The sequence below is a fragment of the Vibrio alginolyticus NBRC 15630 = ATCC 17749 genome (genome assembly GCF_000354175.2).
GTDB lineage: Bacteria > Pseudomonadota > Gammaproteobacteria > Enterobacterales > Vibrionaceae > Vibrio > Vibrio alginolyticus.
On sequence record NC_022349.1, the window covers coordinates 998,246 to 1,012,524 of the forward strand.

The following is a 14,279-nucleotide window of genomic DNA, read 5'->3' on the forward strand; positions in this document are numbered from 1 at the left end:
AGCAGCTAACGCCCTGTTAAGGTGTGAGCAACGCAATACCGAAGTTCCCGCAGACCACCATAAACACAAAACGCAACGCATAGCAAAAATGCCAAGCGTTGCGAATCGCTCTTAAACAGATTGTTAGGCAAATTCAGGGAGCGCGATAAATGTGTCGCGAGCCATATTTCCGATGGTATTGGTTGTTACTGAGTCAAAGGTAGCTCCAACGATACCTCCGACCAACGGAATTGCTTTACCTAAATTTATAGCCCCTTTTTCCCCAAACTTAGTTAGTAACCTAAAACCTACAGCCTGATTAATTTTAGTTATTGTTTTCCCACTAATACTCTTAATCGCATTTTCTGTAAGCTTTCTACCAACTACAATACCTATATCTTTGAGGATATCTTTAGCCGCATTGCCAGTCAGACATGCATAAACCATCGCTTTGACACGATCGTCTTTCAAGTCGTGCCCCCCCATATGAGCAATTGCAGCTATCATTCGGATTTGTACGTACATAACGCTCGTTATGTTGGCTGGTAAAGTTACTGGCATTGTTATCAAACCACCTAACCCCGTGAGGAAGCCTGAAGTGCCTGCTTTTGTATTTTGCCAACGAATTAATGAGTTTGCTTGGCTTATTGGATCACTTGATTCTTTCATGTAGCTCAATGCTAGTTCTTGGGCAGAATCTAAACCAGCTACACCGTTGATCGCCTTGTCGTATGCCCAATCTAGGGCCTGCATTATCTTATTTTCAGTTAATTCTTGAGACACCTTTTGTAACCTCAGGTTTATTAGCAATTATTCATGTGAAAAATACCATACGATAAATACAGAAGCATAAAATCAAAGATGAAAAGTGTGATTTGTAGCATATGATTGAATATGCCTAACGCCTTGCTAAGGTGTGAGTAACGCAATACAAAAGCTACCGCACAGCGCCTTAATCACCATAAGCCACCGCAAAGTAAAAATGCCACGCGTTACGAATCACTCTTAAGCAATTTGTTAGTACATGCGCTACTTCTATTTATGCGCTCCAAGATATTGAAAACCGAGATGATATGAAAGGCTTTGAACACTGAAGTGAGACGGGCAGCTACAAAACTTTACCCCGATTGAAAGACGAAAGTTGGCTAGAAGAAAAACGCACTGAACTGCCCTATTTTCACTTGCTTTAAATTAAAAAAGGATTCTTTCCTCGTCACTCAACAGCCACACCAAAAGTAATCACGGTTCTCTCAAAAACCACCACGAAAATGAAGAAGCACCAAAGAAATAGGCTCAGAGTTAGAAGCCGTAAACGGTGAAATCAAAGCGAACACTCCGCATATAGTGCCACCGGAAAGAACGTGAAAGGCACTAACTGAAAGGTGTAAAGACGAGCGCCAAAACAGATAAACACCAAAACCTATGACCTTTGATGCCAAACCCGTACTAACGCCCAATTAAGGTGTGAAGCGCGCAACCACGACACTCAATTTAACCACCGTAATCACCAAACTTAAACCAAACTAAAAATGCCAAGCGTGCTGAATCACTCTTAAATTGCTTGTTAGCCCTATGCCCAAAGGTTGCACGCCTCTACCGCTTCGATTTTAACACCGAAACTAGAAATGCTAGGTAACGTGTCATTGTGGTGCTCTCGAATTTGAGCCCCACTGGCGTGCTCCTTATCATGAGTTGTGTGAGCATCCGAAACCAAAGTTACGGGGTAGCCTAAACCTGCAGCTCTGCGAATGGTGGTATCAACGCAAAACTCTGAGGCGTAGCCACACACAATTAAGCTATCTACATCGAGTTCATTCAAAACACTTTGAAGATTAGTATTCAAGAAAGAGTCTGGTGTTGTTTTGCGAACGAAATGGTCACCAGTTTGTGTAATTAAGCTCGACTGCAATGACCAACCAGCGCTTTCATATTCAATAACAGATTTAGGTTGCTCGTGCCGAACAAAGATAACTGGGACAGACTTAGCACGCGCCAATTTCGTAACTTCATTAATTTTGGTGAGTACGATTTGTGACTCAAATGGTTGAGGTTCCGGGTCGAACAGAATCGACTGAACATCAATAACTAATACTGCAGATTTCATTGTTTTCCTCTGATAGGGCTAACGCCCTGTTAAGGTGTGAGCAACGCAATACCGATGCCGCCGCATACCGCCTTAAACACTAAACGCAACGCATAACAAAAATGCCAAGCGTTGCGAATCACTCTTAAACAGTTTGTTATGTGTATTGGTTGATATAAATCATATCAATTTTATTACCTAGATGAGTAGAATGCCGCTCCTTTTATTCGCAGAACAAGTAGAAGACTCAAGGCAGCTCTATTCACCATGAAAAGAAACATAATCACAATTGCTTTTATCGCATCATTAACTGGTTGTATGGCAACACAACAAGCAACCAAATCAGCAATAACACCGACTAACAGCGTTAGCTCACAACCAGCTACAACGTGTGTGTATGAAAGTATGCCAGGAGCTGAGTTTTCGTACACTGGCGAGTCCAAGTACTTCTCCCTTTACTTTGAAGACGATCAAGGTTATCTCGGTAGAAGTAATATTGGAGAAACGCTAAAAGGTAAAAAGTTTAAATTCTCTGGAAATTTAAAACCTGACCATAAAGCGTTTAATAAGTATCCCAAAGTATTAAACATCCAAGGTAAGGACTATTCATTTGATAGTAATGTTTCAACTGCTGTTATGTTTGAAGGTTGCTCTACCGCCCTATGGTTCAAAGGACATGTTAACTACAACGCATTGATAGAAAAAAAAGGCTTTGAAAAAACTAATGCCTCGCCCTTTGATGCCAATGACTTAGCCTACGCGTATGGCACAGAAAATGTAAAGGAAGCCAGCTACGAACCAATAATCACAACAGATGAATTTGCAGATTCCTCTACGATTAAAACTGAATATCAAGATCGAATACTCCTACGTACATGGTCTAATGGCAAGCTGACTAGGAAACCCAAAGTATTCCAAGTATACGCTGATCTGCTATTTCTAAATGATTGGGGGCACATCCGCACCGCTCGCACGAAAGATGGAAAAGTGCATGAGTTAACCAGAATTGACACCGATGTTGACTGTAGTGGAAGCTTTGGTTGCTCTTTGACTGAAACTGTCGGCGTAACATTGCCTCTTTCAATGCTAGAGAAAAACCCTAATGGGTTTGAAATTAAGTTTTATGGGACTAGAGAGCAAGTAGTCTCCATCAGTAGCTACCATGTCAAAACCCTCCTCGCAGGAATTAGTCAAATTAAGTAAATCCTAGCTTTACTGTATTGAGCAGACCGAGATTAAGGTCTGCTCAGACACATAACGCCTTGTTAAGGTGTGAGGCACGCAATACAGAAGCCTCCGCATACCACCTTAACCACTAAACCTAACGCATGGTAAAAATGCCACGCGTGCCGAATCACTCTTGAACAATTTGTTATGTTGTGGACTCAAGGCAGAGGCATCCATTCTTTTACGCCTACATACTGGTCATATTTGTCTTGTTCGTCTTTTGTTTTTTGGTCTCTGATGTAACGCATTGAAAATCCACCATACATTGAACCACTGTTATTCAGAGACCAATCTACGATATCTTCATCTGAAACTGAGTACGCTTCACCGACGACAATATGACCTAACTGAGGGAGTGTTTCAAAAGCTTGAACCACGAAAGACTTTGAATCTACATCTACCACCATGAACCATAAGTAAGCACCTTGTTCTGGGAAGTATACTTTTACAAGAGCAAAACTAGATGCAAGCTCAGGTTTAGACAATAGGTCGCGAAAGGATCCTATGCTCGCTTTAGCTTCGATAATTGTCCTCTGCCATAAAAGGTCATTGGATAAAACTGGATTACTCTTCACTTCGTCACCCGAAAAACTTAAACCTGAATGTAGAATTGATACCAATAGTAGTAACCAATATTTCATTGTTAGCCTCAAACAACATAACGCCCTGCTAAGGGGTGAGCAACGCAATACGAAAGCCACCGCAAACCACCTTAATCACTAAAATCAACGCATAGTAAAAATGCCACGCGTTGCGAATCCCTCTTGAGCAGTTTGTTAGTCGCGAGGCACCGAGCGACAATTTTAAGCCGAACCAAACTTTGCAAACAACAAACTTTATGTGCTTTGATGCATTTAAATCAGGCGTAGTCTCAAAGCGACTACTCAATGAAACCACTTGGAACAAACAACGCCGTAGAAAACGGACTGACAACACCAAAAAACGCTTTTGGAAAACCAATCTCACAGTGCGGACTTTCAACAAAGTCACTCAAACCAAGTGGAACTTACCACACCAGAGAAAACGCCTTTTCAGCGAGTAGATCAGCTTTTGAACCAACAAACTCACCGAGCAGAGTTGCAACCAAAAACAGACTCTCGATTGCCCTGTTATGTCAGCACCAAAGAACAAAAAAACCGCTAGGACAATTGCAAAACTTTGTACTTAAAACAGCTGAAAATGAGTTTGGACCAACAACAATAAAGCTGTAAACCGAACAACAAGCAGCCAAATTTTGAGCTTAGAAACATGATTTTGACAGCTAGCTTTTTCTGGCGACTAACGCCCTGTTAAGGGGTGAGCAACGCAATGCCGAAGTTCCCGCATACCGCCTTAAACACTAAAACCAACGCATAGTGAAAATGCCACGCGTTGCGAATCCCTCTTGAACAGTTTGTTAGAGCGCAACTCAAAGGTTGAACAGAACTTTCAAAAGAGAATTTACCAAGGAAGAGATCCCTAGAAAGAGAACTACTGGCAAACCTATCGCTATTATCAGTTTAAACTCGACAAACTGACCTACCACAGCATCACCATATCTACCTCCCAGAAACTTTCTCGATTCGTCTCCTACCGTAGATTTGACTTCATCTGTGACCGTCTTGCGATCTTTACCGATAAATTCTTTGAACAACATAAAGCCAAAGGGAGCGATAATAATGCCGGTGATAAGATATGAAATGTATTCAATTATGTCCGTCATATTCATTATTCTTCTCCTGCGCTCTAACGCCGCATTAAGGTGTGAGCGACGCATGGCTATACTTGAGCGAAGCGAAACTGCCAAGCGTTGCGAATCACTCTTAAATGCTTTGTTAGCACTTTATCTCGCTTGGTAGATAAACTCTCGATGGTACTTTAAGTACTGAGCTGTTTCTTTACTCAAGCTGCGAAGTTTTAAACTTTGCTCAACATTCAATGCCGTTAGCGCTGAAGGGTCTAGTGATTCGGAAATTAAAATTTTCCCATTCTCATCAAAACTAATCATGCCACTATCGAACAAGGTATCCAGATTTGGTGTCAGCAACAAGCCATTGTAAGGATCTAATCGTTCTTCATTTGAAGAATCACGCCAAGGTTTTATATGCGAAGCTTTTAAGAGCCCAACTTGCTCGCACCCAGTTACAGAACATCTTTTCCAAAGGTCGATTAAGGTTTTTCGATACTTACCCTGTCCCCTGCGACTACTAACTAAACGCTCCACTTCTGTTTCAGTAAGTTTATCAAGTTCACCACTTGCTTTAGCGTCTGCTATTTCGTCTTCTGGGTTTCTCAAGTAGAGTGGCTTTAATTCTGACAAACGAATCAAAAAAGAGCGCATGGATTCTTTTGTTTGAAACCCAAATGGGATTCCAAATGGTATAGGCAGCTCCCCTCGGTTGAGTCTTTTAGGAAACTTGCGCATGCTAGACTTGTGATTCAATGAACCTGTAGTCTCTACTCCATCGAGCAAAGCTAGTTCATTTTTGTAGAATTCTGCACGAGGATGGATCACTAACCCCGAAGGTTTCGCTCCAGCCTGTTTATTAATGTAAACGTATTGTTTTAGCGATGGTAAAAAGAACTGAATCGCATATTTAACTTCATGCCTTTCAGTAGCTTTGAACTCACTCAATACTTCTTCCATTTCTTTTAATGTGATCATTTACCAACTCTCGAAAGTGCTAACGCCCAATTAAGGGGTGAGTAACGCAACACCAATGCTACCGAAAACCACCTTAACCACTAAAATTAACGCATAGTAAAAATGCCACGCGTTACGAATCCCTCTTGAATTGTTTGTTAGTACGCTGCCCTTAAAGCCTTTGGCACACACCAAGATATTGAAATATAGCACGAAAATTATGGCTTAAAACGCTGAAGCCAAACAGACAACTACCAAACTTGAACTCAATTTCAAAACCCAAGCTGGCGAGAAGAAAAACTTGCTTAACTGACCTATTTTCACCGTTTTCAAATTAGCAAAGGATACGGACTTCGAAACTGAACGGCAGCGCCAAAGAAACTCAGTGTTTGACAAAAATGTTCCAGCATCAAAGAAATCACACCAAAGAAATAGCCAAAAAGTTAGAAACCGTAAACGGTAAATTCACAGCGAACACTCCGCATATAGTGCCACCGGAAAGATCGTGAAAGGCACAATGTTTCAGGTGTAAAGCAAAGCAGAGAAACCGGTAAACTCTGAAAATTTTAACTTTTGATGCCAACCCCGTACTAACGCCCTGTTAAGGGGTGAGCAACGCAATACCAATGCCGCCGCATACCACCTTAATCACTTAAACCAACGCATAGTGAAGATGCCACGCGTTGCGAATCCCTCTTGAACAGTTTGTTAACTGAGCGCCTTTCAGTTTTCGCCGATTTTTCAGCCACTTTCGCCAAAGCTCGTTTTGCTAATTAATGATTAGCAAAGCTAACTCAAATATGTGTTTAACAAAAAAATTACCGTTGATCTTTAGTTTGAAATGCGTCTCACAACACCATACTTCGGCGATGTAAGTGCGCCGAACTAATCGCGAACGCCTTATATTATTAGAAGGCTTTATGCCGCCTTTCACATCAGTAAGCTTAAGTACCAAACTGAAATTAGTCGCATTACCTCAGCTAAGGAAACCGACCGAACACGCTAAACCTCCGAACCTAGAAACCGTATCAATGTGCTTTCGTATTTTCTGTGCCAGTTAACGCCCAATTAAGGTGTGACCCACGCGACCACGATACTAAAATTAGACGCCGTAAACACTAAACTTAACCCAAACTCAAAATGCCAAGCGTGGGGAATCACTCTTAAATTGTTTGTTATGCGTGTGCCTGAGCCTTCAAAGAATCTAGCATTTTCTGCTGAAACTCTTTTCGCATTATTTCTCTTTCTTCGTTCTCATGAAGAACCAACAAGAATGTTTGCCGATCACCCCACTCTTCTACTTTACGCTTTGGCAAACCACCTAATTCTCTAAGTTTCTCAGACATTTGAATGGCTAATAAACCTAAAGCAGCATATTTCGTTGCTCTCGCCTCATAAAATTCCGCAAAATCAGGAGGTGTAGCAGCATAATCACTTACAGCTGAGATATATGAATTAGCTTCGTGAACCAATTGAGGTAGGTTTAACAAATCGTAGAGTAAATCCTGGGGAAGTATTTTCCAATCAACCTCAAGTTCTAACGGAATAAAGCTTGGGGTTTTCGAGTGATAGTAAGTGTATCCATTCTGATCTTCGGTGCCATCATCAGTGACGACTTCACGACAACCGACTATAAACTGCTCGATACTACTCGTGACAATAATTGCAAGGTAGTACGTTTCTGCTGCTTTTGACTTTTTCGCAGCAACAGACTCTTTGAGGATAGTTAAAAGAAAACCGACCAAACCGCCTAAAATGACAACAATTAATTTCTCAAACACGATAATCCTCTAGTCGATAAAACGCATAACGCCTTGCTAAGGTGTGAGCAACGCAATACCTTAGCCTCCGCATAATACCTTAAACACATAAACCGACACATAGTAAAAATGCCACGGGTTGCGAATCACTCTTAAGCAACTTGTTATACCGCTTGGTTGAGGCTAAAATGACCAACATAAAAACCACTTAAGAGACCGATTATATGACCACTAGAATTTTAGCCGATGTTGCTGCAAGCATTACTGAGTTGAAAGCTAACCCTATGAAAGTTGCAACTAGTGCTTACGGCGAACCTGTTGCTGTATTAAACCGAAATGAACCAGCATTTTATTGCGTGCCTGCCGAAGCGTACGAAATGATGATGGACAGACTCGAAGATCTGGAACTACTAGCTATCGCTAAAGAGCGTGAATCTGAAGAGAGCATTTCGGTAAATATTGATGACCTATAAACTCGACTTTAAAAAGAGTGCACTCAAAGAGTGGAAAAAGCTTGGCTCTACTCTGCAACAACAATTTAAGAAAAAGCTAATCGAGCGCTTAGATAACCCACATGTTCCGGCTTCAAAGCTTTCTGGAGCTGACAACATGTATAAAATTAAGTTGCGTCAATCGGGCTACCGTCTCGTCTACAAAGTTGAAGACGATGTCATCATTGTAACCGTCTTAGCAGTTGGAAAACGCGAACGTAGCGATGTTTACCGTAAAGCCATGAAAAGGTTAGATGATTGATTGCGGTTGGTGTACCCCACAAAAAGTAGACAGTACATAACTACATACTTTCGTACTCAACTGGGCTGACCTGCCCCAACGCTGAGTGTCTTCTTCTGCGATTGTAAAATACCTCGATGTATTCGAAGATGCCCATTCGGGCTTCTTCGACAGTTTGATAGTCTTCTGCGTATATCAGTTCGACTTTCAGTCGACTGTAGAACGACTCCATCACCGCATTATCCCAGCAGTTACCCTGCCGACTCATGCTCGGTACACCTCCATGCTTACGCATGAAGTCTTGATATTTGTAGGCTCTGTATTGTACACCACGGTCTGAGTGGATAATGACGCCCTTAGGCGGCTTACGTGACTCAAACGCCATTTTTAGAGCGTTAGTGATTAGCTCGACGGTCATCGTTGTCCCAAGCGACCAACCCACAATGCGTCTTGAATGCAAGTCCATCACTGTCGCTAAGAAGAGCCAACGGCTCTTCACCCAGATATACGTAATGTCCGTAACCCATTTCTGATTTGGCGTCTCAGACTCAAAGTCTCTACGCAGTAAATTGTCGGCAACATTCGTCATAGCAGCCACATAATTCACGCAGCAGGCATAGCCTGCTTCGTTGAGCTCTTCGGCTATTCGCACTGAGCCGTAACGTGCCCGATATTGGGCAAAGGTACACATGACGAGCTGTTCAAAGCGCTCTCGCCGCTTTGAACGCTCACTCGGCGTATGATGGCACCACTTATAATAGCCGCCCCGACTCACTTCTAAGGTGCGGCACATTAAGCTAATGGAATACTCACCGACATAGCTTTCGATGAACTCGTACTTCACTCTTGCTGCTTCGCGAAGTACGCCGAGACCTTTTTTAGGAATTCCATTTCATCTTTGAGTCGCTTGTTCTCGCGCCTTAGCGCCCGAAGCTCTTCGGACTCTTTCTTCGAGTAATCGACACCGTCTAAGGTGTTAAACTGTTTATCAGATAGGCGTGTGAACTGGCGCTTCCAGTTTCGGATCTGCTGGGCACTGATGCCCAGCTCCTTGGCAACGGAAACGGCTGTTCGGCCAGGAAGACTGGCCAAGCGGACTGCTTCTTTGCGGAACTCTTCGGTGTACGCTGGATTACGATGTTTAGCCATAAATCACCTCTCAATTAGACCCTAGATCTAACTTAGTAAAGTGTCTACTAAACGTGGGGTACTCGGCGGTATAACGCCGCGTTAAGTAGTGAGCGACGCCTACACCTTACCTAAACAACTACACCGTAAACACAAAACTCAACTTGAACTGAGAATGCCACGCGTTGCGAATCTGCCTTAAACGCTTTGTTATAAGCAAAATAGCACCGATGTCTAGCTGCTCTTTAATTGCTCAACCTCCGATAACACCCAAGCACTATGATGATGTTCAAAACCTATTTTTGGATAATAACCTTCAGCTTGCGGTGCCGATAATAAAATAACCTTACAGCTTGGAGTTAGTTGCTTTTTAGTAATCAATATTAAATTTTTTCCGATACCACTAGATTGAACACTTTCATCGACGGCTAGATCAGAAAGGTAGCAACAATAATGAAAGTCAGTCACCGAACGTGCAATCCCGATGAGCTGGTTGTTAAACCATGCAGTAACAACTAGATTAGCATTTTCCAACATACCTTGAATTGTAAGGTTGTCATCAAGCGGTCTACGTACACCAAGTGATGTTTTTTCTAACAATTCAATAAACTGTACCGCTGTAATTGGACAGTTAACTTTATACTCAATTTCCATTTGATACCCTTTGAATCTGACTTTGCTTATAACGCCCAATTAAGGGGTGAGCAACGCTACCACCTAAACCTGAAGCATTGTGCCATAAACACTATATTTGAAATAGAAGCAAAAATGCCAAGCGTTGGGAATCCCTCTTAAATTGTTTGTTATAACTCAGTATTCTGACTGCAATTTCTTATGTAGCTTCAATATATCCGCCGCAATTTTGCTCGCTGTTTTATTTTGGATCTTAGTCATTGTATGAGCGACAGCACCTTCAACCATTTTGCCTTCAAAGTTAGTTCTAGGACCACTTTTAGTCATACGTTCTTGTATTGAACGCCAGTCACCAAGCAACTCTTCGGGAAAGTGAATATCTAAAAGACTTGAAGTCGCCTCATTGGCACTAAGCAAGCGACTTCTCGCATCTCCAGCTCCAATACACAACTCTTCTACTGCATCATCAATACGACATTTAACATATTGGTATTTCATGTATAAATTTCCTCGGAACTTGGATGAGTTATAACGCCCGCTTAAGTGGTGAGCAACGCAATACCGATGTTTCCGCATACCACCTAAATCACTAAATTTGCCGCAAACCACAAATGCCACGCGTTGCGAATCCGTCTTAAAGCGTTTGTTAGGCTTCTAGCTCACGATATAGCACTAAGCAATTGTATTCTTTGCCGAATTCTATTTCTTGATCGATAGCTCGAATTTGCGTAAAACCTTGTCTGTACCAGAACCTAAAAGCAGAAATGTTTTCTGCATAAACATTTAAACCTACGTTGTGTAAATTTGCGTACTCACAGGCTACGGCGATAACACTACTAACTATTTCTGAACCCAAGCCTTTACCTTTAAAACTCGGTAGAATTGTTAACATAGGAAGCCAAAGTGTGCCAGTTGACGGAGCATGAAACTCCATCTGTATGTAACCAACCACTTGACCTTTCTTTGTGCTAATTTTTCTTAGGTAAAATGCACCTTGCTCGTCAGATAATTTTGACTTGTTGCTTTCAGCTATTAATTTTTCATACTCGGTGATAGACCATTCCCTAAACGTTGGGTCCATTGCTTTTACATTTAAGTTACTGTCAAAGATTGACTTGGCTAGCTCCGCCTCATCACTTGAAAACTCAGTGAAAACCAAATTTTTGGATTCCCATTGTGGTATCAACACTAACAACTTCCTCCTTGAAGCCTAACGCTTTCTATACGGCGATTTGCCGTTTTTCTGGCAGGCTACCGCCTTCTTTCTTATCAAAAGCGCTATCAATCGTAGCACTTATATGCATGAAACAAATAGAAAAACAGTATGAATATGTGTGGTGGCGCGCGCAATTAGGCGGCGCACAGCACGCTAATTTCAAAAGTGGTGATACATTAACGGAGCTGTATAAATAAACAGGTTAATTTATCATGAAAAGTCAGTTTTTACTTAGTGTAAAAGAGCACATGCTTACTCGTCATTATGCGAATAAAACTATCGAAAGTTATCTATTTTGGATAAAACGTTTTATCACTTTTCACCAGCTCGCCCACCCATCAACACTAGCAGAAGATGATGTCATTCAATTTCTGAGTTACTTAGCGGTAGAAGAAAAAGTTGCGGTAAAAACGCAAGCTTTGGCGCTGAACTCAATATCATTTTTATATCGTGATTATTTTAAAACCCCACTATCACTTGATATGAGATTTCAGAAATCCTTGACCGAAAAGAAACTTCCCGTTGTGTTAACCAGGGAGGAGATCCGAAGATTCGTTCAGCATATCGACCCGAGGTATAGACTCCATATTCAGCTACTTTACGGCTCCGGGCTTCGAGTTATGGAATGTTTACGCTTAAGAGTTCAAGACATCGATTATGATTATGGTGCAGTTCGCGTTTGGCAAGGAAAAGGAGGTAAAAATCGTACAGTCACATTAGCCAAAGAACTACATGAACCACTCAAAGCTCAAGTTAATTTAGCAAGAAACTACTACTTTAAAGATAGGCACATGCCTGGTTATGCGGGCGTATATATCTCTGAAGGTTTACGACGTAAATACCCAAAAGCGGAGCTAGATTTTAACTGGCACTTTTTGTTTCCATCAACAAAGTTAAGCGCAGATCGAGACACTGGTGAACTCAGAAGGCATCATATCAATGAAAGCGCAATACAAAGAGCGGTAAAGCGCGCGGCAAGCGACGCAAGCATTGAGAAAACTGTAACTTGCCACACACTAAGACACAGTTTTGCCACGCATTTATTGGAATCTGGCGCAGACATTAGAACTGTTCAGGAACAATTAGGGCATACTGATGTAAAAACCACGCAAATCTATACTCACGTTATCGAGCGCGGGGCTGGTGGTGTGTTGAGTCCATTATCCAGCCTTTAGAAAAACAAAGCCACCTCGAAAGGTGGCTTTGTTTTATAACTCTTTATTGACGAACACCGAGTTTCACATTGCCTTTTGAATCAAACCAAAGTGCTTGCGAACGGCGACGTCCTATTAGTATCGGACCATCGTCATAAAAGAGAAAGTTCTTCCAGTGCTTTTTAAAAATAGACCATTTCGTTTCGATGACATTGTACTTCTCGTAGCAAAAGTAAACGGTTACATCGTCTTGCCAATCGATATGTGCCTCAGCTTCCACTGGCATGTCAGGATCGTCCGACTCCCACGCAGCCATCCAATCCACAGTTTCAGACCAATTCGCCTCATTCATTGGCCAGTCTTGGGAACTAAGTCTATCCATATCAGGGCTTTGAGCACTGATATTTTCTTTCCAAAATTGTGCTGAGCGGGCTTGGCTCATCGGCTTAATAAAAGCCAAATCTTCTTCTGGCACAGGCATCGACTGATGCGTAAAAATCCATTTTCTTTGGTATTCGTCCAAAGGCAAATAAGACATTCAGTCTCCTTTATTACGATTTCAGCCAACCTTTCTCTGTGGCTTCTTCAATCAACTCTTTCGCTTTGTCCCATAAGGTAACAGAGCCAAATTCAATTCGTTTATTAATGGTAAGTGCTTGTTCGCGTGAGACACCATGTTCCTTCCAACTCTGACCATTATTATGGTAGTTCAAGAGCATTGGAATTAACCGATCGAGTGCTTTTGCATACTTAGCATCATCGGTCTGCGCGGCTTCAAATTCATGCCAAAGCGCCAATAGCTCTTGCTCCTGATCGCTGGGTAACATACCAAACAAGCGCTCTGCGGCTCTGATTTCTTTTTCTGCTTGCTCTTGAGACGCAGCAGTATCATAAACAAAGGTATCGCCCGCGTCGATCTCTACTACGTCATGTATCAATAACATTTTCATCACTCGGCAAATATCAACAGGTGCATTCGCATGCTCTTCCATCAATATTGCCATCAGTGCGACATGCCAACTATGCTCACCACTATTTTCGAGGCGCCCTTCAGCACTTTTAACTCGAGTTCGGCGCAAAATGCTTTTGAGTTTATCGAGCTCGATTACAAGTGCTAACTGCTTTTCCAATCGTTCCATACTATCGCCCTTCTGGCTGCCAATTCGGATTAATAAGCGACGTTAGAACGTGGTCTTGCCACTCACCATTAATCAAAAGGTAATCTTTTGCATACCCTTCTCGGTTGAACCCTACATGCTCTAGCACAGATTCACTGCGTTTATTGTGAGGCATGTAGCCAGCTTGAATACGATGCAGTTTCTGAACGTTAAACATGTAGTCGCAAGCCATGGTTAATCCACGACGCATATAACCATGCCCTTGCGCTTTTTCAGCGAGAGAATATCCGACGTTACAAGAATAAAAAGGAAAACGACTCAAACTACTAAAGGATATCGTACCTAGCATTTCACCCGAAGAGGCTCTGACTAAAAGGCAATAATACCCCAATCCCATTCGATGCAGCTCATTGAGCTTGATAAGCTTTTGCAACCAACCGTTCACTGAGAAAAAAGCCTCTTCACGTTTCGGTTCAAACGGTTTCAGGTATTCTCGGTTGGCTTGAAAATATTCGGCAATCATATCTGCGTCAACGATTTCAGCGGTACGAAGAAGCAAGTCACCGTCCAACTTATGAACGGCGATAGATGAGCTGTTATCTTCCATTACAAATGATTAATTCCGT

Annotated in this window: 19 protein-coding genes; 5 read left to right on the forward strand and 14 right to left on the reverse strand. The window is 42.0% G+C overall.

The features are described 5' to 3' along the window. Positions 1-123: 123 nt before the first annotated feature. Together N646_RS04440 and N646_RS04445 are read right to left on the reverse strand one after the other, a co-directional pair. Positions 124-762, reverse strand: a complete 639-nt coding sequence (locus N646_RS04440) for an EcsC family protein (protein ID WP_005483174.1) — start codon at positions 760-762, stop codon at positions 124-126. A 787-nt stretch (positions 763-1,549) separates the two neighbouring features. After that, the gene (locus N646_RS04445) at positions 1,550-2,083 is read right to left on the reverse strand and encodes a cysteine hydrolase family protein (protein ID WP_017822000.1); all 534 of its coding nucleotides are present in this window, start codon (positions 2,081-2,083) and stop codon (positions 1,550-1,552) included. Positions 2,084-2,329: 246 nt separating this feature from the next. Between N646_RS04445 and N646_RS04450 the strand changes: the two genes are divergently transcribed. Continuing rightward, entirely contained in the window at positions 2,330-3,265 is a 936-nt protein-coding gene (locus N646_RS04450) for a hypothetical protein (protein WP_017821998.1), read from the forward strand. A gap of 182 nt (positions 3,266-3,447) precedes the next feature. On the opposite strand, the gene N646_RS04455 is transcribed toward N646_RS04450, so the two are convergent. After that, positions 3,448-3,930 (reverse strand): DUF2314 domain-containing protein, encoded by a 483-nt coding sequence (locus N646_RS04455; RefSeq protein ID WP_017821996.1) that lies wholly within the window; start codon positions 3,928-3,930, stop codon positions 3,448-3,450. A gap of 246 nt (positions 3,931-4,176) precedes the next feature. Between N646_RS04455 and N646_RS24220 the strand changes: the two genes are divergently transcribed. After that, a complete protein-coding gene (locus tag N646_RS24220; protein WP_102949758.1) occupies positions 4,177-4,500 on the forward strand; it encodes a hypothetical protein in 324 nt (107 codons plus the stop codon). A 197-nt stretch (positions 4,501-4,697) separates the two neighbouring features. Here the strand turns inward: N646_RS24220 and N646_RS04465 are convergent, their stop codons facing one another. The 3 genes from N646_RS04465 to N646_RS04475 all read right to left on the reverse strand — a co-directional run bounded on the left by N646_RS04465 (position 4,698) and on the right by N646_RS04475 (position 7,693). Then, a complete protein-coding gene (locus tag N646_RS04465; protein ID WP_017821992.1) occupies positions 4,698-4,997 on the reverse strand; it encodes a hypothetical protein in 300 nt (99 codons plus the stop codon). 114 nt (positions 4,998-5,111) lie between these two features. After that, positions 5,112-5,933, reverse strand: coding sequence for an HNH endonuclease (locus N646_RS04470; protein ID WP_017821991.1), 822 nt, complete (start codon positions 5,931-5,933; stop codon positions 5,112-5,114). Positions 5,934-7,087: 1,154 nt separating this feature from the next. Next, a complete protein-coding gene (locus tag N646_RS04475; protein ID WP_017822041.1) occupies positions 7,088-7,693 on the reverse strand; it encodes a hypothetical protein in 606 nt (201 codons plus the stop codon). 203 nt (positions 7,694-7,896) lie between these two features. Here N646_RS04475 and N646_RS04480 point away from each other — a divergent pair, with 203 nt between their 5' ends. Continuing rightward, positions 7,897-8,145, forward strand: a complete 249-nt coding sequence (locus tag N646_RS04480; protein WP_005377003.1) for a type II toxin-antitoxin system Phd/YefM family antitoxin — start codon at positions 7,897-7,899, stop codon at positions 8,143-8,145. Next, a complete protein-coding gene (locus N646_RS04485; protein WP_005377002.1) occupies positions 8,135-8,425 on the forward strand; it encodes a type II toxin-antitoxin system RelE family toxin in 291 nt (96 codons plus the stop codon). The genes N646_RS04480 and N646_RS04485 overlap by 11 nt, the downstream gene beginning before the upstream one ends. Positions 8,426-8,465: 40 nt before the next feature. Here N646_RS04485 and N646_RS04490 read toward each other — a convergent pair whose 3' ends face one another. The 5 genes from N646_RS04490 to N646_RS04510 form a co-directional block, all read right to left on the reverse strand. Beyond that, the gene (locus N646_RS04490) at positions 8,466-9,197 is read right to left on the reverse strand and encodes an IS3 family transposase (RefSeq protein WP_431188248.1); all 732 of its coding nucleotides are present in this window, start codon (positions 9,195-9,197) and stop codon (positions 8,466-8,468) included. A 47-nt stretch (positions 9,198-9,244) separates the two neighbouring features. After that, positions 9,245-9,553, reverse strand: coding sequence for a transposase (locus N646_RS04495; RefSeq protein ID WP_004413754.1), 309 nt, complete (start codon positions 9,551-9,553; stop codon positions 9,245-9,247). A 213-nt stretch (positions 9,554-9,766) separates the two neighbouring features. Further along, positions 9,767-10,186 carry a GNAT family N-acetyltransferase gene (locus tag N646_RS04500; protein ID WP_017822044.1) on the reverse strand — a complete coding sequence of 140 codons (420 nt, stop codon included), beginning with the start codon at positions 10,184-10,186 and terminating at the stop codon, positions 9,767-9,769. Positions 10,187-10,342: 156 nt separating this feature from the next. Next, positions 10,343-10,663 (reverse strand): hypothetical protein, encoded by a 321-nt coding sequence (locus N646_RS04505; RefSeq protein WP_017820438.1) that lies wholly within the window; start codon positions 10,661-10,663, stop codon positions 10,343-10,345. 148 nt (positions 10,664-10,811) lie between these two features. Next, positions 10,812-11,354 carry a GNAT family N-acetyltransferase gene (locus tag N646_RS04510; RefSeq protein ID WP_017820439.1) on the reverse strand — a complete coding sequence of 181 codons (543 nt, stop codon included), beginning with the start codon at positions 11,352-11,354 and terminating at the stop codon, positions 10,812-10,814. A 239-nt stretch (positions 11,355-11,593) separates the two neighbouring features. Between N646_RS04510 and N646_RS04515 the strand changes: the two genes are divergently transcribed. Continuing rightward, positions 11,594-12,556 carry an integron integrase gene (locus N646_RS04515; protein ID WP_017636093.1) on the forward strand — a complete coding sequence of 321 codons (963 nt, stop codon included), beginning with the start codon at positions 11,594-11,596 and terminating at the stop codon, positions 12,554-12,556. Between the two features lie 43 nt (positions 12,557-12,599). On the opposite strand, the gene N646_RS04520 is transcribed toward N646_RS04515, so the two are convergent. From N646_RS04520 to rimJ, 3 genes are read right to left on the reverse strand one after another with little or no spacing between them, the layout of a single operon-like run. Then, positions 12,600-13,073, reverse strand: a complete 474-nt coding sequence (locus tag N646_RS04520) for a DUF2947 domain-containing protein (RefSeq protein ID WP_017820440.1) — start codon at positions 13,071-13,073, stop codon at positions 12,600-12,602. 13 nt (positions 13,074-13,086) lie between these two features. Then, complete coding sequence (locus N646_RS04525) at positions 13,087-13,674, reverse strand: HD domain-containing protein (protein WP_005376917.1); 588 nt, start codon at positions 13,672-13,674, stop codon at positions 13,087-13,089. A 1-nt stretch (position 13,675) separates the two neighbouring features. Next, positions 13,676-14,260, reverse strand: coding sequence for a ribosomal protein S5-alanine N-acetyltransferase (gene rimJ / locus N646_RS04530; protein WP_017820441.1), 585 nt, complete (start codon positions 14,258-14,260; stop codon positions 13,676-13,678). Positions 14,261-14,279: the final 19 nt, after the last annotated feature.

Coding starts and splice junctions, on each gene's coding strand:
- N646_RS04445 (WP_017822000.1), bottom strand. CDS start 2,083: ATGAAATCTGCAGTATTAGTTATTGATGTTCAGTCGATTCTGTTCGAC.
- N646_RS04450 (WP_017821998.1), top strand. CDS start 2,330: ATGAAAAGAAACATAATCACAATTGCTTTTATCGCATCATTAACTGGT.
- N646_RS04455 (WP_017821996.1), bottom strand. CDS start 3,930: ATGAAATATTGGTTACTACTATTGGTATCAATTCTACATTCAGGTTTA.
- N646_RS24220 (WP_102949758.1), top strand. CDS start 4,177: ATGAAACCACTTGGAACAAACAACGCCGTAGAAAACGGACTGACAACA.
- N646_RS04465 (WP_017821992.1), bottom strand. CDS start 4,997: ATGAATATGACGGACATAATTGAATACATTTCATATCTTATCACCGGC.
- N646_RS04470 (WP_017821991.1), bottom strand. CDS start 5,933: ATGATCACATTAAAAGAAATGGAAGAAGTATTGAGTGAGTTCAAAGCT.
- N646_RS04480 (WP_005377003.1), top strand. CDS start 7,897: ATGACCACTAGAATTTTAGCCGATGTTGCTGCAAGCATTACTGAGTTG.
- N646_RS04485 (WP_005377002.1), top strand. CDS start 8,135: ATGACCTATAAACTCGACTTTAAAAAGAGTGCACTCAAAGAGTGGAAA.
- N646_RS04490 (WP_431188248.1), bottom strand. CDS start 9,197: ATGTGCCGCACCTTAGAAGTGAGTCGGGGCGGCTATTATAAGTGGTGC.
- N646_RS04495 (WP_004413754.1), bottom strand. CDS start 9,553: ATGGCTAAACATCGTAATCCAGCGTACACCGAAGAGTTCCGCAAAGAA.
- N646_RS04500 (WP_017822044.1), bottom strand. CDS start 10,186: ATGGAAATTGAGTATAAAGTTAACTGTCCAATTACAGCGGTACAGTTT.
- N646_RS04505 (WP_017820438.1), bottom strand. CDS start 10,663: ATGAAATACCAATATGTTAAATGTCGTATTGATGATGCAGTAGAAGAG.
- N646_RS04515 (WP_017636093.1), top strand. CDS start 11,594: ATGAAAAGTCAGTTTTTACTTAGTGTAAAAGAGCACATGCTTACTCGT.
- N646_RS04520 (WP_017820440.1), bottom strand. CDS start 13,073: ATGTCTTATTTGCCTTTGGACGAATACCAAAGAAAATGGATTTTTACG.
- N646_RS04525 (WP_005376917.1), bottom strand. CDS start 13,674: ATGGAACGATTGGAAAAGCAGTTAGCACTTGTAATCGAGCTCGATAAA.
- rimJ (WP_017820441.1), bottom strand. CDS start 14,260: ATGGAAGATAACAGCTCATCTATCGCCGTTCATAAGTTGGACGGTGAC.